The sequence below is a fragment of the Chelatococcus caeni genome (genome assembly GCF_014196925.1).
Classification (GTDB): domain Bacteria; phylum Pseudomonadota; class Alphaproteobacteria; order Rhizobiales; family Beijerinckiaceae; genus Chelatococcus_A; species Chelatococcus_A caeni.
This window is the reverse complement of the sequence record NZ_JACIEN010000001.1, coordinates 887,993-908,994: the sequence shown is the minus strand read 5'-3', so window position 1 is coordinate 908,994 and position 21,002 is coordinate 887,993. Positions and strand designations below refer to the sequence as shown.

The 21,002-nt window shown below is 67.3% G+C and carries 21 protein-coding genes; 15 read left to right on the top strand and 6 right to left on the bottom strand.

Going from position 1 to position 21,002, the window contains the following annotated elements; translation table 11 throughout:
• Window positions 1-94: 94 nt before the first annotated feature.
• Entirely contained in the window at window positions 95-616 is a 522-nt protein-coding gene (locus tag GGR16_RS04380; protein WP_183315803.1) for a c-type cytochrome, read from the top strand.
• Window positions 617-1,007: 391 nt separating this feature from the next.
• Here GGR16_RS04380 and GGR16_RS04375 read toward each other — a convergent pair whose 3' ends face one another.
• A complete protein-coding gene (locus tag GGR16_RS04375; RefSeq protein WP_183315802.1) occupies window positions 1,008-1,265 on the bottom strand; it encodes a hypothetical protein in 258 nt (85 codons plus the stop codon).
• 33 nt (window positions 1,266-1,298) lie between these two features.
• Here GGR16_RS04375 and GGR16_RS04370 point away from each other — a divergent pair, with 33 nt between their 5' ends.
• The 11 genes from GGR16_RS04370 (at window position 1,299) to purF (ending at window position 14,309) form a co-directional block, all read left to right on the top strand.
• Entirely contained in the window at window positions 1,299-2,912 is a 1,614-nt protein-coding gene (locus GGR16_RS04370; protein WP_210289407.1) for an anti-phage dCTP deaminase, read from the top strand.
• 315 nt (window positions 2,913-3,227) lie between these two features.
• Window positions 3,228-3,686: a 30S ribosomal protein S6 gene (gene rpsF, locus GGR16_RS04365; RefSeq protein WP_019404165.1), complete on the top strand. Its 459-nt coding sequence runs from the start codon at window positions 3,228-3,230 to the stop codon at window positions 3,684-3,686.
• Between the two features lie 3 nt (window positions 3,687-3,689).
• The gene (rpsR, locus tag GGR16_RS04360; RefSeq protein WP_019404164.1) at window positions 3,690-3,926 is read left to right on the top strand and encodes a 30S ribosomal protein S18; all 237 of its coding nucleotides are present in this window, start codon (window positions 3,690-3,692) and stop codon (window positions 3,924-3,926) included.
• A gap of 191 nt (window positions 3,927-4,117) precedes the next feature.
• Entirely contained in the window at window positions 4,118-5,116 is a 999-nt protein-coding gene (locus GGR16_RS04355) for a DUF2232 domain-containing protein (protein ID WP_040405394.1), read from the top strand.
• A gap of 18 nt (window positions 5,117-5,134) precedes the next feature.
• Window positions 5,135-5,701, top strand: a complete 567-nt coding sequence (rplI, locus tag GGR16_RS04350; RefSeq protein WP_019404162.1) for a 50S ribosomal protein L9 — start codon at window positions 5,135-5,137, stop codon at window positions 5,699-5,701.
• Between the two features lie 193 nt (window positions 5,702-5,894).
• Window positions 5,895-7,148: a cyclopropane fatty acid synthase gene (locus tag GGR16_RS04345; protein ID WP_183315800.1), complete on the top strand. Its 1,254-nt coding sequence runs from the start codon at window positions 5,895-5,897 to the stop codon at window positions 7,146-7,148.
• A 387-nt stretch (window positions 7,149-7,535) separates the two neighbouring features.
• Window positions 7,536-9,026, top strand: a complete 1,491-nt coding sequence (locus GGR16_RS04340) for a replicative DNA helicase (protein ID WP_019404160.1) — start codon at window positions 7,536-7,538, stop codon at window positions 9,024-9,026.
• A 39-nt stretch (window positions 9,027-9,065) separates the two neighbouring features.
• Window positions 9,066-10,217 carry an alanine racemase gene (alr, locus tag GGR16_RS04335; protein ID WP_183315799.1) on the top strand — a complete coding sequence of 384 codons (1,152 nt, stop codon included), beginning with the start codon at window positions 9,066-9,068 and terminating at the stop codon, window positions 10,215-10,217.
• 349 nt (window positions 10,218-10,566) lie between these two features.
• Complete coding sequence (gene radA, locus GGR16_RS04330) at window positions 10,567-11,979, top strand: DNA repair protein RadA (protein ID WP_019401922.1); 1,413 nt, start codon at window positions 10,567-10,569, stop codon at window positions 11,977-11,979.
• A gap of 103 nt (window positions 11,980-12,082) precedes the next feature.
• Window positions 12,083-12,724: a CvpA family protein gene (locus GGR16_RS04325; protein WP_019401923.1), complete on the top strand. Its 642-nt coding sequence runs from the start codon at window positions 12,083-12,085 to the stop codon at window positions 12,722-12,724.
• Between the two features lie 136 nt (window positions 12,725-12,860).
• Entirely contained in the window at window positions 12,861-14,309 is a 1,449-nt protein-coding gene (gene purF, locus GGR16_RS04320; protein ID WP_040404223.1) for an amidophosphoribosyltransferase, read from the top strand.
• A gap of 330 nt (window positions 14,310-14,639) precedes the next feature.
• On the opposite strand, the gene GGR16_RS04315 is transcribed toward purF, so the two are convergent.
• Together GGR16_RS04315 and GGR16_RS04310 are read right to left on the bottom strand one after the other, a co-directional pair.
• Entirely contained in the window at window positions 14,640-15,248 is a 609-nt protein-coding gene (locus GGR16_RS04315) for a L,D-transpeptidase (RefSeq protein WP_019400462.1), read from the bottom strand.
• Window positions 15,249-15,407: 159 nt separating this feature from the next.
• Window positions 15,408-15,800, bottom strand: coding sequence for a hypothetical protein (locus tag GGR16_RS04310; protein WP_183315798.1), 393 nt, complete (start codon window positions 15,798-15,800; stop codon window positions 15,408-15,410).
• Window positions 15,801-16,016: 216 nt separating this feature from the next.
• Here GGR16_RS04310 and GGR16_RS04305 point away from each other — a divergent pair, with 216 nt between their 5' ends.
• Window positions 16,017-16,757 (top strand): SDR family NAD(P)-dependent oxidoreductase, encoded by a 741-nt coding sequence (locus GGR16_RS04305; protein ID WP_183315797.1) that lies wholly within the window; start codon window positions 16,017-16,019, stop codon window positions 16,755-16,757.
• Window positions 16,758-16,803: 46 nt separating this feature from the next.
• Here GGR16_RS04305 and der read toward each other — a convergent pair whose 3' ends face one another.
• The 3 genes from der to GGR16_RS04290 form a co-directional block, all read right to left on the bottom strand.
• Window positions 16,804-18,162, bottom strand: a complete 1,359-nt coding sequence (gene der, locus GGR16_RS04300) for a ribosome biogenesis GTPase Der (protein ID WP_183315796.1) — start codon at window positions 18,160-18,162, stop codon at window positions 16,804-16,806.
• Window positions 18,163-18,180: 18 nt separating this feature from the next.
• Window positions 18,181-18,843 (bottom strand): tetratricopeptide repeat protein, encoded by a 663-nt coding sequence (locus tag GGR16_RS04295; protein ID WP_019400466.1) that lies wholly within the window; start codon window positions 18,841-18,843, stop codon window positions 18,181-18,183.
• A gap of 124 nt (window positions 18,844-18,967) precedes the next feature.
• The gene (locus GGR16_RS04290) at window positions 18,968-19,876 is read right to left on the bottom strand and encodes a DMT family transporter (RefSeq protein ID WP_183315795.1); all 909 of its coding nucleotides are present in this window, start codon (window positions 19,874-19,876) and stop codon (window positions 18,968-18,970) included.
• 153 nt (window positions 19,877-20,029) lie between these two features.
• Here GGR16_RS04290 and GGR16_RS04285 point away from each other — a divergent pair, with 153 nt between their 5' ends.
• Entirely contained in the window at window positions 20,030-20,467 is a 438-nt protein-coding gene (locus tag GGR16_RS04285) for an Lrp/AsnC family transcriptional regulator (RefSeq protein WP_019400468.1), read from the top strand.
• Window positions 20,468-20,558: 91 nt separating this feature from the next.
• Window positions 20,559-20,999, top strand: a complete 441-nt coding sequence (locus tag GGR16_RS04280; protein WP_019400469.1) for a hypothetical protein — start codon at window positions 20,559-20,561, stop codon at window positions 20,997-20,999.
• The last annotated feature ends 3 nt before the right edge of the window (window positions 21,000-21,002 follow it).

Below are 21,002 nucleotides of genomic sequence, written 5' to 3'. Positions count from 1 at the left end.
GCCGGTTGCGGCTACCGGCATGGAAGAAGATTTCAGTTTATGTTAAATTTTATCCTTCCCAGCCATGACGCGGGCAAGCGGAGGGAGAAGAGTCATGTCACGGATTCTTCTTGTGTTTCTGGCCGCCTCGGGCATCGCACAGGCATTGCCGGCGCTCGCCGAGGACGCTGAGGTCGCGCGGGGCAAATATCTCGTCACCATCGGCGGCTGCAATGACTGCCACACGCCGGGCTATCTCTTCGGTTCACCCGACATGTCGCGCTTTCTCGGCGGCTCCGACGTCGGCTTCGAGATTCCGGGCGAAGGCGTCTTCGTCGGCCGCAACATCACGCCCGACAACGAAACCGGCATCGGCAGCTGGACCAAGGAGCAGATCGTGACGGCGATCCAGACCGGCGAGCGGCCGGACGGCCGCATCCTCGCGCCGATCATGCCCTGGCACGCCTTCGCCAATCTCACGCCCGACGACGCCATGGCGATCGCGGCCTATCTCAAGAGCCTGCCGCCCGTCAGCCACGAGGTTCCGGGGCCGTTTGGTCCAGGGGAAAAGGTGACGACGTTCACGTTCCGGATCTTGCCGCCAGGGGAGACGGCGGCGGCTGCGCCGGGGAAATAGGCTGGGCAGGCGGGAACGACCGCGGGCAGATCGGGGTCGTCGGCCCCGCGCGGACGTCGCTGAACGTCAACCGGATCCTGTACACCGGCTACTACGTCGACGACGGCTGGCGATCATTTCATCATCGAGCGGTTCGAGGACCTGTTCGCGCTGATGCGGGAGACGGATTTTTTGGAATTGTACATCCGGCTGCGGACGGAGCCGGAGCTGACGCCGTTCGAGATCGGGGCGGAGGATGTGGTGGTGCGACAGGGGACGGGGGATTATTGGCGGGGGTTTAGGGAGCGGAAGACCAGACTTAAATAGCCCAAATTTACCCGCCCCCTATTGAGGGGACACAAAGCGCCCCAAAAGCCGCAATTGGTAATGTTACCATTTCAGGCGACTGGGATCATCGAGACGCCTTAACATTCTCATGCAGAACCCCGTAAACCTGATTTAGGTTCTCTTCGCGCTTGGAAATAGCTGCCCGAAATTCCTCGGCCTTATCCGGATCGATCACAAAGTGAGCATTGACCCGTCGCGCGACCCGTTCAACCGTTGCTTGGATAGCGTGGAAATCCAATTCCCACCCTTGCTGATTGTTGCTCATGGCGCACCCTTTTCCAAGAATCGTTTTTTCAACATCATACAGCGTGCGCGATTCCACCGGTAGATGGCTTTATCCACAGGGGAGACGATGATGCCAACTGCTACCATTCAGACTGTTCGTCGACCAGAGTTAATTTTTGGTATAGCCGGGCCAATTGGCGTTGATATAGATGAAATTACGACTAGCTTAGTGAACGCATTGAAAGGCGTTCAATACGATTCCGAAGTGATAAAATTAACAGAGCTTATGCGGTATTTCCCAACCGAAGTTCTAGAGCCCACATCGGACGACTTTTTTTCGGTCACCAATTTTAAGATGGATTATGCAAATTCTCTATGCCGAAAGTACGATAATGCCGCAGCAATGTCTGCCATGGCAATTAACGAGATTACCGCAATTAGAAAGAAGCATACTATCGACGACGAATCTGTTCCAGAAGGAAAAGCTTACATTATCCGCCAACTAAAAAGGCCGGACGAAGTTATTTTTTTGAGGAATGTATATGGTAGGCAGTTTATACTGATTTCCGCCTACGGGTCGATAAACGATCGAACACAACGCATTGAAGCAAAGTTGCGCGGCAGCCTTATACCTCCACAAGAAATCTCAGAACGCGCCAAACTGTTGATTGAGCGTGATGCGAGCGAGGCCGAACCATATGGCCAGCAACTACGAGAAGCATTTCATTTGGCAGACGTATTCATTCCCGGAGTAGAACGGAGAGAAATGGACTCCACAATTTTGCGCTTTATAAATGCTTTCTTTGGGCGGAATGATATTTCTCCATCTAAAGATGAGTACGGAATGTATGCAGCGAAATCAGCTTCGTTGCGATCATCTGATTTGTCCAGACAAGTCGGCGCCGCCATCTTCACAACAGATGGTGAACTTATCACACAGGGATGCAATGAGGTTCCAAAATTCTCAGGCGGCACCTACTGGGATATGGAAGAGCCGGATTTTAGAGATGTAAGAATTGGATACGATCCAAACGAACTCGTTAAAAAAGAAATTTTACGCGATCTAGTTAATCGTTTTTTAGACAACGGACTCTTGTCAAGAAAAGCCAAGAGCATAGGAACACCCGCCCATATCGTTGAAGAGCTTATACAAAAACCCATAACAAGCGAAGAAGCTAAGCGCGGCAGAGGAGCGCTATTCGGCGCGTCCATTCTGGATTTGACCGAGTACGGGCGCGTCGTCCATGCTGAAATGTGCGCCATCTGCGACGCAGCACGCCTAGGAAGAAGCATAAAAGGTAGCACACTATATTGCACAACCTTTCCTTGCCACAACTGCACCAAGCATATTATCGCAAGCGGCATAAACCGTGTTGTCTATATGGAACCTTATCCAAAAAGCCGAGCAAAAGAACTTCATGCCAACGAGATCGAGATCGAACAGGAGAGCCACGAAAGAGTTTCTTTCGTCCCATTCATGGGAATTTCGCCCTTTAGGTACCGAGATATTTTTCAAAAAGGAAAACGAAAGAATCGCAACGGAACAGCAAGAAGATGGTATTCTGATGATAATATTGAACGGCCGATGCTTGATATAGTTGTTCCATCTTATTACCCTGACATCGAGGCAGCCGCCGTCAGCATTTTATTTGGGCAAATAAAGCGAGACGATACCTCGACAAATACCGACGAATCTTTAAACGCCACCACCAATCCACCGCCGGAATCAGCGACATCGCTGTAGCAGGCTCGACCGAGAGAGCAGATCATTGAGCGAGATGACGCATAAAGCCGCGTCGATTGGCTTTGCGCCCTTTAGCGCCCCCTTGCCATCCCCCTCAAAATCCCTTAAAGGCCCCGCTTCACGTTCGCTCCGGCCGGGGGCTGAACGGACGGCGGTGCCTTGCCGACGGGATCTGCTCCCGAGGTGAGGCCCGTGAGGGGCATCCGCCCCGGCGTCCCGTGTCTCCGCCTTCGAACAGCGCGCTCGGGCCTTGGCGACAGGGCTCGAAGGGCTCAGCGCCGGAGAGAACGTCGGTTGTAAAGGAAAGGCCACTCAATGGCTCTCTACGAGCACGTCTTCCTGGCACGCCAGGATATTTCCGCACAGCAGGTCGAGGCCCTCGTCGAACAGTTCAAGGGCATCGTCGAGACGAACGGCGGCTCCGTCGGCAAGACCGAGTACTGGGGCATCAAGTCGCTCGCCTACCGCATCAAGAAGAACCGCAAGGCGCATTTCACGCTGGTCAACATCGACGCCCCGGCAGCGGCCGTGGCCGAGATGGAGCGCCAGATGCGCATCAACGAGGACATCCTGCGCTTCATCACCCTTCGGGTCGAGGCGCACGAGGAAGGCCCCTCGGCGATGATGCAGAAGCGCGACCGCGACGAGCGCCGCGACCGCGACGGCGGTTTCGACCGCGGCCCGCGCGGTGACCGGGGCGATCGTGGTGACCGCGGCGACCGCGGCCCGCGCCGCGACCGCCGCGAAGACGAAACGGCGTCCGAGGAGAACTGAGCCATGTCGAGCGCACCCCGCCGCCCCTTCTTCCGCCGCCGCAAGACCTGCCCGTTCTCGGGCCCCAACGCGCCGGTCATCGACTACAAGGACACGCGCCTGCTCTCGCGCTACATCTCCGAGCGCGGCAAGATCGTGCCCTCGCGCATCACGGCCGTCTCGGCCAAGAAGCAGCGCGAGCTCGCCCAGGCCATCAAGCGCGCGCGCTTCCTGGGCCTGCTGCCCTACGTCATCAAGTAAGGTGACGTTCGACGCGGCATCCGGCTCGCCGGGTGCCGCGCATGAAGCCCGGGTGGACGCCTCGCCCGCCCGGACGCAGCAAGCGAACTGAAAACCCCCGTCGCTCTCCCGTCACGCTTTCGTGGAGAGTTTGCTGGGACGGACGTCGGATCCGCCCCTAACCCTGCGAAAGGCAGCGGGACAGCAGGACGATGATGAGCACTCTCGTCATAGGCGCAGGCGCCGGCCTCGTATCGGCCCTCCTCTTCACCGTGGTGATCACCGGATCGCCGCTGGCGGTGATGCTGTCCTATGTCGCCCCCCTTCCCGTCATCATTGCAGCCCTTGGCTGGAACCACCGGGCCGGCCTCGTCGCCGCCGCCGTCGGCGCGCTCGCCATCGGCATCGCGCTGCGCTGGGCGGCTGCGCCGGCCTTCGCGCTCGGCGTCGCCTTGCCCGCCTGGTGGCTCGCCTATCTCGGCCTCCTCGGCCGCGCCACGGGCGACGGGCGCACCGAATGGTACCCCATCGGCCGGCTGCTCCTGTGGGTGGCGGCGGTCGCCGGGCTCGTCACCTTCGCCGGCGCCGTCTCGCTCGGCTGGTCCTACGAGGCCTATGTCGAGACCATGCGCCGCGCCATCGAATCCGTGCTGAGGGCGGAGCTCGGCGCCGGGGCCGAGGGCGCCGCCGAGGGCGCGGGCGAGTTGCCCGGCGGCCTCTCGGCCGTCGCGACGGTGGACACCATCGTCGCCGTGATGCCGCTTGCCGCCGCCGCCTCCTTCGTGCCGATGCTGGTCATCAACCTCTGGGGCGCGGCCAAGGCGGTGAGCCTCTCCGGCCGGCTGCCGCGGCCATGGCCGCCGCTGCCGCTGATGGTGCTGCCGCGCCAGGCGCCCTTTGCGCTCGCGCTCGCGCTCGCCGGCGGCTTCATGCTGACGGGCTTCGCCGGGGTCCTCGCCCAGGCACTCACCGGCGCGCTCGCCGCCGCCTTCGCGCTGCAGGGCCTCGCGGCCATCCACCGCTGGACGATGGGCAAGGGCGGACGGCCGCTGATCCTCAGCTTCGTCTATCTCGTCGTCGTCATCTTTCTCATCTGGGCGCTGCCGGTGCTCGCCATCGTCGGCGTCGCGGCGGCCTTCTTCGGCCCGCCCGAACACCAGATCACGTCGGGCACGCCGCCCGTCGCTCCCGACAGCCAGAACCGAACCTGAAACGTAAGGAGAACCACCATGGAAGTCATCCTGCTCGAACGCGTGCCGAAGCTCGGCCAGATGGGTGAGGTCGTGCGCGTGCGCGACGGTTTCGCCCGCAATTTCCTCCTGCCGCAGGGCAAGGCGCTGCGCGCCACCACCGCCAACAAGGCCCGCTTCGAACAGCAGCGCGCCCAGCTCGAGGCCCGCAACCTCGAGCTCAAGAGCGAGGCGGAGAAGGTCGCCGAGAAGCTCAACGGCGAGAGCTTCGTCATCCTGCGCCAGGCCGGCGAGACGGGCGTGCTCTACGGCTCGGTCGCCACGCGCGACATCGCCGAGGTGCTGACGGCCGGCGGCTTCACCGTCTCGCGCCAGCAGATCGTGCTCAACGCGCCGATCAAGACGCTCGGCCTCCACACCGTGCCGGTGGCGCTGCACCCGGAGGTCGAGGTGTCGATCACCGTCAACGTCGCCCGCAGCGCCGAGGAAGCCGAGCGCCAGCAGCGCGGCGAGGCCGTCTTCACGCGTGAGGAGACGAACCTCGACGACCTCGGCCTCGAGGTGGGCGCGGCGCTCGCCGACGCCGCCGGCGAAGAGGAAGTCTGAGGCAAGACGAGGCCCAAGAAACAGCGGCCGGCGGCGCATGAAGCCGCCGGTTTTGCGCCCGTTTCTTCAGCCATGTTCACAGTTCATGGGCGCCGTGATCGGCGCCCATTGCTTTTCTGGGCAACCGTTCCTAACCTTTTTCTGTCGTTCCAGCACAGTTGCAACGGTCGCGAGGCCGGGAGGAGGTGCAGGTATGGACAGGTTGCTGCGACCGTTGCTTGGCCGCCTCATCCGGCAGGGCACCCTCGAAGTGCAGGTGGCGGACACGCCGCCCTTCGTCGTCGGCGACGGCAGCGGCCCTCCCCTCGGCATCCGCATCGCGGGCCGGCGGGACGTGGCGGCTCTGATCGCCAACCCGGACCTCGCCCTCGGCGAACTCTACATGAACGGCCGCCTGACGATGCAGAAGGGCGACATCGCCGATCTCATCGCGCTCGGCATGATCAACCTGCGCCTCGCGAGCCCGCCCCTGCCGGTGCGCCTCGTCCGGCGCTGGCGCAAGTGGCTGCGCGGCATCATGCAGTGGAACCGGATGCCGCAGGCCCGGCGCAACGTCGCCCACCACTACGACCTCGACGGGCGGCTCTACAGCCTCTTCCTCGATGCCGACAGACAATATTCCTGCGCCTATTTCGAGACGCCGGACCAGTGCCTCGACGATGCGCAGCTCGCCAAGAAGCGGCACATCACGGCCAAGCTCCTCGTCGAGCCGGGGCACAAGGTGCTCGACATCGGCTGCGGCTGGGGCGGCCTCGGCCTCTATCTCGGCGCCTATGCGGAGGCCGACGTCGTCGGCATCACGCTGTCAGAGGAGCAGCTCGGCGTCGCGAGCGCGCGCGCCAAGGAGCGCAACCTGACCGACAAGGTGCGCTTCCGCCTGCAGGACTACCGCGCCGTCGAGGAGCGCTTCGACCGCATCGTCTCGGTCGGCATGTTCGAGCACGTCGGCGTGCCCTATTACCAGACCTTCTTCGACACGGCGGCGCGCCTCCTCGACGACGACGGCGTCATGCTGCTGCATTCCATCGGCCGCATGGAGGAGCCGGGCGCGACCAATTCCTGGATCGCCAAGTACATCTTCCCCGGCGGCTACATCCCGGCCCTGTCGGAGGTGCTGCCGGCCATCGAGCGCGCCGGCCTGATGGTGACGGATATCGAGATCCTGCGCCTGCACTATGCCGAGACGCTGAAGGCCTGGCGCCAGCGCTTCCACGCCCGCCGGGAGGAGGCCGTCGCGCTCTACGACGAGCGCTTCGCCCGGATGTGGGACTTCTATCTCGCGGGCTCGGAGATGTCCTTCCGCCACGACGGCATGATGGTGTTCCAGATCCAGCTCGCCAAGAAGATCGACACCGTGCCCCTGACGCGCACCTACATCGCCGAGCGCGAGGCCGCGCTGCGCCGGCGCGAGGGCCAGCGCAGCCCGCTGAGGCTCGCCGGGGAGTAGCGGACGGGGAAGAGACTGCGGAGCCCCACGGCCACGGCCGCTGAAACCCGGAGCCGTCCCTTCCTGCCGTCATGCCCGCGCGTGTCGCGGGCATCCACGCCTTTGACGATTGCGCGAGCCCGAAGGCGTGGATGGCCGGGACAAGCCCGGCCATGACGAGGGAGCCCCCCGCACCTGCATTGACACGCCGGCGTCATGGGCAATGCCCTGCCTCCCTGCGGCAGAGTCACCCGCGCGACACGGTCAACGAAAGGTTAACGACTTCTTAACGCCGTCCCCGCTTTACTGGACTGTGCACCGCGTTTTTGCCGCCTCGCGCCCGCGCGGCTTCGGCGGGCGCGCCGACGTGTTAGTCTCATCGTCCAGCGACTCGATGACCGAAGACCGATGGCAACCGTGAATTCACTCGCAGCGCGGCTCGACGGCCCCGATGAGCCGCGCTACCGCCTTGCGCCGCACAATATCGACGCCGAGCAGGCGCTGCTCGGCGCGATCCTCGTGAACAACGAGGCGTTCTTCCGCGTCTCCGACTTTCTCGAGCCCGCCCATTTCCACGAGGAGGTGCACCGGCGCATCTACGAGGTGACGTCGAGCCTCATCAAGGCGGGCAAGATCGCGACGCCGATCACGCTGAAGACCTTCCTCGGCGACCACGACCTCGGCGGCCTCACCGTCTCGCAATATCTCGCGCGGCTCGCCGCCGAGGCCACCACCATCATCAATGCCGAGGACTACGGCCGCACGATCCACGACCTCGCGATCCGCCGCGAGCTCATCGGCATCGGCGAGGACATGGTCAACGTCGCCTATGACGCGCCGGTCGACGTCTCGCCCCGCGACCAGATCGAGGATGCGGAGCGCAAGCTCTACAGCCTGGCCGAGACCGGCCGCTACGACGGCGGCTTCCAGCGCTTCGCCGATGCGCTCACCGCGGCCATCGACGTCGCCGCCGCGGCCTACAAGCGCGAGGGCAAGCTCTCCGGGCTCGCCACCGGGCTGCACGACCTCGACCGCATGATGGGCGGCCTGCAGCCGTCGGACCTCGTCATCCTCGCCGGCCGCCCGGCCATGGGCAAGACCTCGCTCGCCACCAACGTCGCCTTCAACATCGCCAAGGCCTACCGCGGCGAGAAGCAGCCGGACGGCGCGGTGAAGGCGGTGGACGGCGGCATCGTCGGCTTCTTCTCGCTCGAAATGTCGGCCGAGCAGCTGGCCAACCGCATCATCGCCGAGCAGTCCGGCATCCCCTCCTACAAGATCCGCCGCGGCGACATCCGCGAGGAGGAGTTCTACCGGATCAGCGACGTCGCCCGGGAGATGCAGACGATCCCCTTCTACATCGACCAGACGGGCGGCCTGTCCATCGCCCAGCTTGCGGCAAGGGCGCGGCGCCTCAAGCGCCAGCGCGGGCTCGACCTCCTCGTGGTCGACTACCTGCAGCTCCTCTCCGGCTCGTCCAAGAAGGGCGAGAACCGCGTGCAGGAGCTGACCGAGATCACGACGGGCATGAAGGCGCTCGCCAAGGAGCTGCACGTGCCCATCGTCGCCCTGTCGCAGCTGTCCCGCCAGGTCGAGAACCGGGACGACAAGCGGCCGCAGTTGTCGGACCTGCGCGAATCGGGCTCGATTGAGCAGGACGCCGACGTCGTCCTCTTCGTCTACCGCGAGGAATATTACCTCAAGAACAAGGAGCCGAAGCCCGGCACCGAGGAGCATTTCAAGTGGCAGGCCGAGATGGACCAGGCCCACGGCAAGGCCGAGGTCATCATCGGCAAGCAGCGCCACGGCCCCACCGGAACCGTGCAGCTGTCGTTCCAGGCCGACGTCACGCGCTTCGGCAATCTCGCGCAGGAAGACCGCCTGCCAGAGCAGTTCTGAGTGGCGCTGAGGCCAAATTCACATGAGGCTCCGGACATCGTGACCAGTGCATCGAACGAGCCGCGCCCCGCCATCGGCGAAGACGAGGCAGGCGGGCTCCTCACCATCGATCTGGCCGCCCTCGTGGCCAACTGGCGCACCCTGGCCGCCAAGGCCGGCGGAGCCGAGACGGCGGCCGTCGTCAAGGCCGACGCCTACGGCATGGGCATCGACGAAGCGGTCCCCGCGCTCTACGCCGCCGGCTGCCGCACCTTCTTCGTCGCCCATCTCGTCGAGGCGCGGCGCACGCGCGCGGCGGCGCCGGATGCCGTGATCTACGTGCTCAACGGCCTCCTGCCCGGCACCGCCGCCGCCTATCCGGCGCATGACCTGCGGCCGGTGCTGGGCTCGCAGGAGGAAGTCGAGGAATGGGCAGCCTTCTGCCGGGCGGGCGCCGGCCGCCTGCCGGCGGCCATCCATGTCGACACGGGCATGAACCGCCTCGGCCTCAGGGCCGAGGCCGCGCTGCAGCTCGCCGAGGACGCCGAGCTTCTCGGCGCCTTCACGCCGAGCCTCGTCATGAGCCACCTCGTCTCGGCCGAGGAACCCGAGCATCCGATCAACGTCCGGCAGATCGCCGCCTTCACGCATGTGCGCGAGCGCTTTGCCGGCGTGCCGGCCTCTCTCTCCAACTCCTCCGGCATCTTCCTGCCGCAGGCGCCGCATTTCGACCTGGTGCGGCCGGGCTACGCGCTCTACGGCGGCAACCCGACGCCCGAGCGCGCCAATCCCATGCGCCCGGTGGTGCAGCTCGAGGCGCGCATCATCCAGCTGCGCTGGGCGCCGGACGGCGAGACGGTGGGTTACAACGGGCACTGGACGGCACAGGGCCGGCGGCGCATCGCGACGCTGTCGGTGGGCTATGCCGACGGCTATCTGCGCACGGCGAGCGGCACCAACCTCAAGAGCGGCGGCGAGGCGCTCGTCGCGGGCGTGCGCTGCCCGTTTGCCGGGCGCATCTCGATGGACCTGATCACGCTCGACGTCAGCGCCGTGCCCGAAGGCGCCGTGCAGCGCGGCGACAAGGTCACGCTCATCGGCAACGGCCTCACCGTCGACGAGGCCGGCAAGCGCGCCGGCACCATCGGCTACGAGATGCTGACCGACCTCGGCGAGCGGTACTACCGCCGCTACCTGCCGGCGGGCCAGTAACCGCTGGCAGCCAGAGGGACGCCGAAGGCAGGAGTGCTTCCCCTCCCCCCGCTGGCGGTGGGGAGCGGCTAGGGGTGGGGGGCGTCGCCGCCACAGCGCGACAGAGCTTTCTTTTGAAGCCATGAAGGAAACCAGACCGTGAAGGCCGTCCTCCGCCGCTCGTTTCGCGATCCATACATCGCCTTGACCAGCGCCGCCGTCAGGCCTCGGCCCGGAGCGCGTTTCGCCGGCACTCAGCTGCAGGCGCCCCCCACCCCGACCCTCCCCACCGCTTCGCGGAGGGAGGGAGCGTGGCGCGCATGCGCCAAGCGGCCGCGCCTGCATTCCCATCCGGCGAATTGAGCGTCCCATGGCCAAGCGCGCGCCGTCCTTCATCTGCCAGAGCTGCGGCGCCTCCTATACGCGCTGGCAGGGCAAGTGCGACGCCTGCGGGGCGTGGAACAGCCTCGCCGAGGAGACGGCGAGCGCGCCGCCCATGCCCGTTCCGGGGGCGCGGATGGGCGGGCGGGCGAAGGGGCGCGTCTTCCCGCTCGAGGGTCTCACCGGCAGCGAAGCGCAGGCGCCGCGCGCGGCGAGCGGCATCGGCGAGCTCGACCGCGTGACCGGCGGCGGCTTCGTCGAGGGCTCGGTCATCCTCATCGGGGGCGACCCCGGCATCGGCAAGTCGACCCTGCTCATCCAGGCCTGCGCGGCCCTGGCGCGGGCCGGCCACCGCATCGCCTACATCTCGGGCGAAGAGGCCATCGGCCAGGTGCGCCTCAGGGCCGAGCGGCTCGGCCTCACCGACGCGCCGGTGGAACTCGCCTCGCAGACCAATGTCGAGGACATCGTCGCCACTTTGTCGCAGGGGCCGGCGCCGCGGCTCGTGGTCATCGATTCGATCCAGACCATGTGGAGCGGCCTCGTCGATGCGGCGCCGGGTACCGTGACGCAGGTCCGCGGCAGCGCGCAGACGCTCATCCGCTTCGCCAAGACGACCGGCACCTGCGTCATCCTCGTCGGCCACGTGACCAAGGACGGGCAGATCGCCGGCCCGCGCGTCGTCGAGCACATGGTGGATGCGGTCGTCTCCTTCGAGGGCGACAGCGGCCACCACTTCCGCATCCTGCGCGCGGTCAAGAACCGTTTCGGCCCCACAGACGAGATCGGCGTCTTCGAAATGACGGGCAGCGGCCTTGCCGAAGTGCCCAATCCCTCCGCCCTCTTCCTCGCCGGCCGCGACCATGCGGCGCCCGGCGCGGCGGTCTTCGCCGGCATGGAGGGCACGCGCCCCCTCCTCGTCGAGTTCCAGGCGCTCGTCGCCCCGACCTCCCTCGGCACGCCGCGGCGGGCCGTGGTCGGCTGGGAGCAGAACCGCCTCGCCATGGTGCTCGCCGTGCTCGAGGCGCACGGCGGCCTCAAGCTCGGCATGCACGACGTCTATCTGAGCGTCGCGGGCGGGCTGAAGATCACGGAGCCGGCGGCGGACCTCGCCGCGGCGGCCGCCCTCGTGTCCTCCCTCGCCGGCCGGCCGCTGCCGCCGGAGGTGGTCTTCTTCGGCGAGATCGGCCTCTCCGGCGCGGTCCGGCCGGTCGCCCAGGCCGCCCAGCGCCTCAAGGAGGCGGCCAAGCTCGGCTTCCGCCGCGCCGTGACGCCCGCGGCCATCCGCGAGGCGGGCGATGCGTCGCTCGCCCTCACCGGGACGGCCCATATCGCGGATCTCGTCGCCAACGTCGCGGCCGGGCCGCGGCAAAGGGATGCCCGGCTCGTTCATGACAGGTGACGAAAGCCCATCGGCGGGCTATACAGCGCGCTGAGGCAGCAACGTGGCCAGCGGCATCAGGCGCCGAGGGCATAACGAAGACAAGGCTCAACGGCGCGCGCTCATGCCAGTTCCGCTTTTCGATCTCATCGTCCTCGGCATCGTCGTGATCTCCGCCCTGCTGGCGACCGTGCGCGGGTTCACGCGCGAGGTCCTCGCCATCGCCTCCTGGGGCGCTGCCGCGGTTGCCGCGCTGATGCTGCATCCGGCGCTGCTGCCCTACGTGAAGCAGCACATCTCGAACCCGACCATCGCGCTCGTCGTGGCCATCGCGGCCATCTTCCTCGTCACGCTGATCATCGTGTCCTTCATCACGGTGCAGCTGTCGGACCTCGTGCTCGATTCGCGCATCGGCGCGCTGGACCGCTCGCTCGGCTTCGTCTTCGGCGCCGCCCGCGGCTTCCTGATCTGCGCCGTCGCCTTCCTCTTCTTCAACTGGCTGATCACGCCCGAGATGCAGCCGGAATGGGCGCGCGACGCCAAGACGCGCGGCATCCTGCAGTCGACCGGCAACAGCCTGATGGCCCTTCTGCCTGACGATCCGGAAACGGCGATCCTGCAGCGCCTCAAGCGGACGAAGCCGGAAGGCGAGACCGAGGAGCCGCCGGCCGAAGCGGTGCCGGAGCAGCGCACCCAGCAGACGCCCGGCAGCTACGAACAGGGCGACAGGCAGGGCATTCGCGCCCTGGCCGGGGGAAACAACTGAGGAAGCCCGCGCTTTTCGCACATGCGGCATGACGTGAGTGCGGATTGCAACGACAATGGTTTGACACGACATGAGGCGTGACCGCCCGTCTCCATGACCCCATGGTCGGCGGGCTGCCGTGCGTGCGGTGGACGACATGATGGACAGCGACTTCGACGGGGATACCCTGCACGAGGAGTGCGGGGTGTTCGGCATTTACGGGCATCCTGACGCGGCGGCGATCACCGCGCTCGGCCTGCATGCGCTGCAGCACCGCGGGCAGGAGGCGGTCGGCATCGTCTCCTACGACGGCACGAAATTCCATGCGGAGAAGGGCCTCGGCCTCGTCGGCGACAATTTCTCCGACGCGGCGGTGATCGCCCGCCTGCCCGGCGCCGCCGCCATCGGCCACGTGCGCTATGCGACGACGGGCGAGACGGCGCTGCGCAACGTGCAGCCGCTATTCGCCGAGCTGCACGGCGGCGGCTTCGCGGTGGCGCACAACGGCAATCTCACCAATGCGCTCACCCTGCGCCGCCAGCTGGTGCAGGACGGCGCCATCTGCCAGTCGACCAGCGACACCGAGGTCATCCTGCACCTTGTCGCGCGCAGCCGCCGCGGCCGCTTCATGGACCGGTTCATCGACGCGCTGCAGCGGCTCGAGGGAGCCTATTCCTTCGTCGGCCTCACCAACAAGAAGCTCATCGGCGCGCGCGACCCGCTCGGCATCCGCCCGCTGGTGCTGGGGCAGCTCGACGGGCGCTACATCCTCGCCTCCGAGACCTGCGCGCTCGACATCATTGGCGCCAAGTTCGTGCGTGATATCGAGAACGGCGAGGTCGTCGTCATCTCCGAGGAGGGGATCGAATCGATCAAGCCCTTCCCGGACCAGCCGATGCGCCCCTGCATCTTCGAGTACATCTACTTCGCCCGGCCCGATTCCATGGTGCACGGGCGCAATGTCTACGAAGTTCGCAAGCGCATGGGCGAACAGCTGGCGCGCGAGGCGCCGGCCTCGGCCGACGTCGTGGTGCCGGTGCCCGATTCCGGCGTGCCGGCGGCCATCGGCTATGCCCAGGCCTGCAACATCCCCTATGAGCTCGGCATCATCCGCAACCATTATGTCGGGCGCACCTTCATCCAGCCGACCCAGTCGGTGCGCGAGATCGGCGTGCGCATGAAGCATTCGGCCAACCGCGGCGTGGTCGCGGGCCGGCGCATCGTGCTCGTCGACGATTCCATCGTGCGCGGCACCACCTCGGTGAAGATCGTGCAGATGATGCGCGATGCCGGGGCGACCGAGGTGCACTTCCGCATCGCGAGCCCGCCGATCGCCCATCCGGACTACTACGGCATCGACACGCCCGAGCGCGACAAGCTGCTCGCCGCGACCCATTCGCTCGAGGAGATGCGGGCCTATATCGGCGCCGATTCGCTCGCCTTCCTGTCGGTCGACGGTATCTACCGGGCCGTCGGCTACGAGGGCCGCGACCCGGCGCGCCCGCAATTCACCGACCATTGCTTCACCGGCGATTATCCGACGCCGCTCACCGACATCTCGGGTGAAGCGCCGCGCCAGCTCTCGATGCTGGCCGAGGCGGGCTGAACCACCGCGTCCTTCCGATAGAAAACCCGCCTTCGCGAGAAGACGGGTTTTTTCATGCCAGCCCCGAAGCCTCCAGACCTGCCCTCCCCGCGTCATGCCCGCGCTCGTCGCGGGCATCCACGCCTTGGCCGTCCTGTGCAACGTCAAAGGCGTGGATGGCCGGGACAAGCCCGGCCAAGACGAGAGGGAGCGCTGCGACGCAATGCTCCGGGGCGTTGCGCCTGCCGCAAAAGGACGATTGCAGAAGGATGCCCTCCTCTCCCCGTCCTCGTGCAGCTGAGGAAGGCTCCTCGCCTCGCACCACGGACCTGACGACCGCAGAACCGCGGGTCAGATCACGATGACCCGCGTTCCCGTCGGCACGCGCTGGTGGAGGTCGATGATGTCATCGTTCATCAGCCGCACGCAGCCGGAGGAGACCGCCTGGCCCATGGTCCAGGCTTCGGTCGTGCCGTGGATGCGGTAGAGCGTGTCGACGCCGTTCTGGTAGAGATAGAGGGCGCGGGCGCCGAGCGGGTTCTTGATGCCGCCCGCCATCATCACCGGCAGTTCCGGCTGGCGCTTGCGCATCTCGGGCGGCGGATACCAGGCCGGCCAGACGGCCTTGCGCGCCACCGTCGCCTCGCCCGACCAGGAGAAGCCGTCGCGGCCGATGCCGCAGCCGTAGCGCAGCGCCTCGCCATTCTGCAGCACGAGATAGACGAAGCGCGTCTTGGTGCGCACGACGATCGTGCCCGGGCGGCCGGGACCCTCGTAGGGCACGATCTGGCGCATGTAGATCGGATCGATGACGAAATCCTGCGGCGGACCGGCGAGAGTGTCGGGCGCCTGCTGGGCGGACGCCCCGACGCCGGTCATGGCCGCGGCCGGCAGGCCGGCAAGCGAACAGGCGGCGGCGCTGAGGCCGATGGAGAGAAAATTGCGACGATCCATGGACATGTCTTCTTCCTCGGGAGGGACGGACGCCGCCGGCAACGGCACGGCCCGAGGCTGACCTCCAGGCACCCGCCGCGACCGCCGGGACATCGCGTGCCCGGCGGATCACTCCTGCCGCACGGCCGATGCCCTCGGGGCGTCATGAACGAAAACGGAGAAAACTCAGGTGACGAGAAGCCGCGGCGGGCCGAGTGGCGGCGGCACCTCGTGCGTCGGCAGCATGCGGCTCTGCACGCAGCCGACGAGATCGGAGAAGCCCCGCAGCGGCGCGGCAGCCGCAGCGGCCGGCAGGATGCCGGGCTGGCAGTGCGTCTTGGTCTCGCCTGCGGGCACCGCCTGGTCGTCCGCCGCCGACGGCACTTCGAGCGACAGGACGGCAAGCTCGCTCAGGCTCGACGCCGCGAAGGTGGCAGCGAGGCGCTCGGCCACATTGCGCGTATGGGCCATCCGCCCGGCGATCATGGCCACCGCCAGGGCAACGACGAGCACGAGGCAGGCGCCGCGCACGAAGCGCTGCCACCCGACACGTCCATCGATGCCCGCCGATACCGGCATGATTGCCCCCGCCAAAGCTGCGGCTTCCAGATGCCGCCATGTACACCCGTCAGATGCTGCCGCATTGCGGCAAAACTGGGCAAATCACAGGCTGGCGAGTCGAGAAGGCAACAGTGTTGCCAAAACTCCACAATTCAGCCCGCGGCCTCGCCCGGCGGCGCAAATGGTGCTAGGGACGGGCCAGATCAGACTCGCGCCTCAACTGCAGGATCGTCCATGTCCAGCCCCCTCGCCGACCGCATCGCCCTCGTCACCGGCGCCTCGCGCGGCATCGGCCGTGCCGTCGCGCTCGAACTGGCGCGTGCCGGCGCCCATGTGATCGCCCTTGCCCGCACCAGCGGCGCACTGGAAGAACTCGACGACGAGATCCGCGCCCTCGGCGGCTCGGCGACACTCGTGCCCGTCGACCTCAAGGATTACGACGCGCTCGACCGGCTCGGCGCCGCCATCCACGAGCGCTGGGGCAAGCTCGACGTCCTCGTCGCCAATGCCGGCCTGCTCGGCGCGCTGTCGCCCCTCGGGCATATCGAGCCGAAGGTGTGGGACGACGTGATGGCCGTGAACGTCACCGCGAACTGGCGTCTCATCCGCTCGCTCGATCCGCTGCTGCGCGCCTCCGATGCCGGCCGGGCGGTCTTCATCTCCTCCGGCGCGGCGCACAAGGGCACGGCCTATTGGGGCGTCTACGCCGTCTCCAAGGCAGCGCTAGAGATGCTGGCGCGGACCTATGCGGCCGAGACCGCCAGCACGCCGGTGAAGGTGATGCTCGCAAATCCCGGCCCGCTGCGCACGGCCATGCGCCGGGCGGCGATGCCGGGCGAGGACCCGCAGAGCCTGCGCACGCCGGAGGATTTCGCGCCCCATCTCGTCGAGCTCGTGCTGCCGGAGTGGCAGGAGAGCGGGCTCATCTACGATTTTCGCGAGGATCGGCTGCTGAAGCCGCAGATGCCGGCGTAAGGGAGGCAGTCGGCGGTAGGCAGTCGTTGATCCGACTGCCGATTGCCTATTGCCGCCCGCCCTTCTCGTACGGGTTCTTGCCCGTGCGCAGGGAGAGGCGGATGGGCACGCCCGGCAGGTCGAAGGCCTCGCGCAGGCCGTTGACCAAGTAGCGCGTGTAGGACTTCGGCAGTTCCTGCAGCTGGTTGCCGAAGATGGCGAAGTGCGGCGGGCGCGCCTTCACCTGGGTCATGTAGCGGATCTTGATGCGCCGGCCGGCCACCGCCGGCGGCGGGTGGCTCTCCAGCATGTCGCCGAGCCAGCGGTTGAGCTGGGAGGTCGACACGCGGCGGTTCCACACGTCATGCGCCGCAAAGACCGCCTTCATCAGCGCGTCGACACCCTCGCCGGCGAGGCCGGACAGGGGCACGACCGGCACGCCCTTGACCTGGGCGAGCAGGCGCGAGGCCTCTTCCTTCAATTCCTTCAGCAGGCCCGGCCGGTCGGCGACGAGGTCCCACTTGTTGAGGCCGATGACGAGCGCCCTGCCCTCGCGCTCGACGAGGTCGACGATGGTGAGGTCCTGCTTCTCGAAGGGGATGGTCGCATCGAGCAGCACGACGACGACGTCGGCGAAGCGCACGGCGCGCAGGCCGTCGGCGACCGAGAGCTTCTCGAGCTTGTCATCGATGCGGGCGCGCTTGCGCATGCCGGCGGTGTCGAACAGCTTCACCCGCCGGCCCCGCCAGTCCCAGTCGAGCGAGATGGTGTCGCGCGTGATGCCGGCTTCCGGGCCGGTGAGCAGCCGCTCCTCGCCCAGCATGCGGTTGACGAGGGTGGACTTGCCGGCATTGGGACGGCCGACGATGGCGACGCGGACGGGCCGGTCGGCCGCCTCCGTCTCAGCCTCGTCCTCATCCTCCTCCGGCTCGCGCGGCAGCAGGGCTTCGAGCGCGTCGTAGAGCTCGCCCAGACCCTCGCCGTGCTCGGCCGAGATCGGGACGGGATCGCCGAGGCCGAGGCCGAAGGCCTCATAGGCGCCCTCGATGCCCTTGCCACCCTCCGCCTTGTTGGCGAGCAGCACCACGGGCTTGCCGGAGCGGCGCACCACGTCGGCAAAGGCGCGGTCGGTCGGCGTCAGGCCGGCCCGCACGTCGACGACGAAAAGGATGACGTCAGCATCGGCGATCGCCGCCTCGGTCTGGGCGCGCATGCGCCCGGCGAGGGAGGCCTCGTCCGCCTCCTCGAGGCCGGCCGTATCGACGATGTTGAAGGTGAGGTCGCCGAGCCGCGCCTCGCCCTCGCGCCGGTCGCGCGTCACGCCCGGCCGGTCGTCGACCAGCGCGAGCTTCTTGCCGACGAGGCGATTGAACAACGTCGACTTGCCGACGTTGGGCCGGCCGATGATGGCGACTGTGCCAGCCATGGCTTCTTACCTGTAGGCTCAGCCGGCGTTGCCGGCGGGGCCGCTGCGCACGAGTTCGAGATAGATGTTGACGCGCTGGCGCAAGGCCGGCGGGGCCTCGCGGTCGGAGGCGATCTGGTCGAACCAGCGGCCCGCCGCCTCGTAGTCGCCGGCCTTGAGGGCCGCGAGGCCGAGGAGCTCGCGCGCGCTGTGGCGCCACACGGCGGTGGGCGTGGCAAGCGGCTCGAGCTTCGCCGTCACGGCAGCAGCGTCCATCTGGCCGAAGCCCGCGACGACGGCGCGCAGGCGCGCGAGATCGCGCAGGCCGGCCGGCACGGTCGCGTCGGCCGCGATCGCCTCGTAGGCCTCGACGCCCCGGGCCGGATCCGACCGGGCGGTCTCCGCCGCCAGGCGCAGGCGTGCCACGAGGCGGTAGCCGGTCGACCCGTCGTTCTCGATCTCGCGCAGCAGCGCCGCGGCCTCGTCGCCCCGGTTCGCACCGAGAAGCTCGAGCGCCTGCTCGTAGCGGGCGCCGGTCGCCTCCGCCTGGCTGCGCTGCTGGTGCTGGTAGAACCGCCAGCCGCCAATGGCCGCGACGAACACGACCGCCAGGACGATGACCTTGGTGCCGTGCTTCTTCCAGAAGGCGAGCGCCTTGTCGCGCCGCAGCTCCTCTTCGATCTCGTGAAAGATATCAGCCATCGAGCCCGTTGACCGCTGGCCCGCGCGAGGCGCGGGCAAATTTCATCCAGCCGGTCGCCTAGCACAGTCACCGGCCAAAGGCGAGCGCCATGGACGAGCGCGCGCCGGCCGAGCCGCCGCGCGTTCAATCGCAGGCTCGCGCCGGCGCGATCCGGCGGCGCGGACGGCCGGGAAGCGACCATCCGAGGTTCATCGCCGCCGCGGCGAGAAGCACGCCGGCGGCGCCGGCGATCTGCAGCCCCTGCAGGGGATGGCCGAAGGCCAGAAGATCGACCAGCACCGCGGCGATCGGATAGATGAAGGACAGCGCCCCCGCGAGATGGGTCGGCAGCCGCTGAAGGGCGCCGTAGAGCAGGATGTACATGAGCCCCGTGTGCACGACGCCGACCGTCGCGAGCAGCGTCCACTGCCCTCCCCCGGAGGGCGGATGCGCCAGGTCGGCGAAGGGCGCCAGCATCAGGATGCCGACGCAGACCTGCACGAGGGCGATGAGGTGCGGCGGCGTGCCGGCGAGCCTGCGCGCGACGATGGCGGCGAGCGCATAGAAGAAGGCCGCGGCAAGCGCCAGGAGGATGCCGCCGAGATAGTCGCCGCTGGCTGTGGCCGCAGCGGGCTTTCCCTCGACGATCAGCAGCATGCCGGCGAAGGCGAGCGCGAGCCAGGCGAGCTGCGCGCCGGTCACCCGCTCGCGCAGAAGGAGCGCCCCGAGCCCCACCAGCATGAAGGGCTGCGTGTTGTAGACCACCGTGGCGACGCCGATGGAGGCACGCGAATAGGCGGCGAAGAGCAGCAGCCAGTTGAGCACGATCGCCACGCCCCCGAGCGCGGCAAGGCCGAGGATGCGAAGCGGCCATTTCCCCCGCAGCAGGCCCATGGCCGCGCAGACGACGAGGAGCGTCGCGGCCCCGAAGACGCAGCGCCAGAACACCACGTCGAGCACGGGCCGACCGGACATGACGACGAACCAGCCGATGGTGCCGGAGATGACCATCGCCGCCGTCATCTCCGCCGTGCCGCGCAACCTCTCGCTCATGATCCGTCCTCCGCGGCCGCTGCCGCCGGCACCATTGCCATCGCTGCCGATGATGATGCGGCGCCCGGGCGCATTCCATGAGCTTCGAAAGGCGTGTTTTCAATTTTGCCTAATTATGCAAGGCTGACGGCTCAATCTGCCGATGGGGCCGCCATGCTGGACGATATCGACCGACGTCTCCTCGCCGTCCTCGTGGAGGATGCGCGTCTCTCCCTCAAGGAGCTCGCAGCCCGTGTCGGCCTGTCGTCGCCGAGCGTGTCGGAGCGGTTGCGGCGGCTGGAGGAACGGGGCGTCGTGCGCGCCTATACGGTGGACATCGCCCCGCAGGCGCTCGGCTACCAGCTGCAGGCGATCGTCCGTATCCGGCCGATGCCGGGCAAGCTGCACGTCGTGCAGCAGCTCATCGAGGAGACCGAGGCCTTCTGCGAATGCGACAAGGTGACGGGCGACGACTGCTTCATCGCCCGTCTCTTCGTGCGCTCCATCGAGGAACTCGACCGCATCCTCGACCGCATCGCCGACAAGGCCGAGACCAGCACCGCCATCGTCAAGTCGCAGCCGATCCGCCGGCGACCGCCGCCGCTGGCCTGAACGCGCCCTCCCTGCCACCCGCCGGCCCCCGCCTGGAACATCGGGCCACCGCCGCGGTTGGGGCCGGTCGTGACAGGAGGTTGCCGTGCACATGAAACGCTCGTCCGCGGAACAACTGGCCTACGGGCTCGGCTGGTTCTCCATCGCCCTCGGTGTCCTCGAGCTCTGCTCGTCGAGACCCGCGGCGCAGCGGGCGCGAAGCCGCACGACCGGGCTCGTCCTCGGCACCTACGGCCTGCGCGAGATCGTTCAGGGGATCGTCATCCTCGCCTCGCGCCAGCCGCAGCGCTGGGTCTGGCTGCGCGTCGCCGGCGACGTGCTCGACATGGCGACGCTCGCCTGCGGCCTCGGGCGGCACGGCCGCTGGCGGGGCGCCACCTCGGCGGGGCTCGCCTCGGTGCTGGCGGTGACGGCGGTCGACGTCCTGTGCGCCCTCGGCTCCGACCGGCGGGACGAGCCCAAGAGGCTCCGCAGCCTGCGCCGGGGCGCCGCGCAGCTGCGGCGCGCCGTAGGCTCCCGCCCCCTCGGCTGAACG

Bases quoted from the DNA above. Each gene is read 5' to 3' on its own strand.
- GGR16_RS04295 (WP_019400466.1), bottom strand. From the start codon at position 18,843: ATGGCTGATATCTTTCACGAGATCGAAGAGGAGCTGCGGCGCGACAAG.
- purF (WP_040404223.1), top strand. From the start codon at position 12,861: ATGATGGACAGCGACTTCGACGGGGATACCCTGCACGAGGAGTGCGGG.
- radA (WP_019401922.1), top strand. From the start codon at position 10,567: ATGGCCAAGCGCGCGCCGTCCTTCATCTGCCAGAGCTGCGGCGCCTCC.
- GGR16_RS04280 (WP_019400469.1), top strand. From the start codon at position 20,559: ATGAAACGCTCGTCCGCGGAACAACTGGCCTACGGGCTCGGCTGGTTC.
- rpsR (WP_019404164.1), top strand. From the start codon at position 3,690: ATGTCGAGCGCACCCCGCCGCCCCTTCTTCCGCCGCCGCAAGACCTGC.
- GGR16_RS04380 (WP_183315803.1), top strand. From the start codon at position 95: ATGTCACGGATTCTTCTTGTGTTTCTGGCCGCCTCGGGCATCGCACAG.
- GGR16_RS04355 (WP_040405394.1), top strand. From the start codon at position 4,118: ATGATGAGCACTCTCGTCATAGGCGCAGGCGCCGGCCTCGTATCGGCC.
- GGR16_RS04285 (WP_019400468.1), top strand. From the start codon at position 20,030: ATGCTGGACGATATCGACCGACGTCTCCTCGCCGTCCTCGTGGAGGAT.
- GGR16_RS04310 (WP_183315798.1), bottom strand. From the start codon at position 15,800: ATGCCGGTATCGGCGGGCATCGATGGACGTGTCGGGTGGCAGCGCTTC.
- GGR16_RS04315 (WP_019400462.1), bottom strand. From the start codon at position 15,248: ATGTCCATGGATCGTCGCAATTTTCTCTCCATCGGCCTCAGCGCCGCC.
- der (WP_183315796.1), bottom strand. From the start codon at position 18,162: ATGGCTGGCACAGTCGCCATCATCGGCCGGCCCAACGTCGGCAAGTCG.
- GGR16_RS04370 (WP_210289407.1), top strand. From the start codon at position 1,299: ATGCCAACTGCTACCATTCAGACTGTTCGTCGACCAGAGTTAATTTTT.
- GGR16_RS04290 (WP_183315795.1), bottom strand. From the start codon at position 19,876: ATGAGCGAGAGGTTGCGCGGCACGGCGGAGATGACGGCGGCGATGGTC.
- rplI (WP_019404162.1), top strand. From the start codon at position 5,135: ATGGAAGTCATCCTGCTCGAACGCGTGCCGAAGCTCGGCCAGATGGGT.
- GGR16_RS04325 (WP_019401923.1), top strand. From the start codon at position 12,083: ATGCCAGTTCCGCTTTTCGATCTCATCGTCCTCGGCATCGTCGTGATC.
- rpsF (WP_019404165.1), top strand. From the start codon at position 3,228: ATGGCTCTCTACGAGCACGTCTTCCTGGCACGCCAGGATATTTCCGCA.
- GGR16_RS04340 (WP_019404160.1), top strand. From the start codon at position 7,536: ATGGCAACCGTGAATTCACTCGCAGCGCGGCTCGACGGCCCCGATGAG.
- GGR16_RS04305 (WP_183315797.1), top strand. From the start codon at position 16,017: ATGTCCAGCCCCCTCGCCGACCGCATCGCCCTCGTCACCGGCGCCTCG.
- GGR16_RS04345 (WP_183315800.1), top strand. From the start codon at position 5,895: ATGGACAGGTTGCTGCGACCGTTGCTTGGCCGCCTCATCCGGCAGGGC.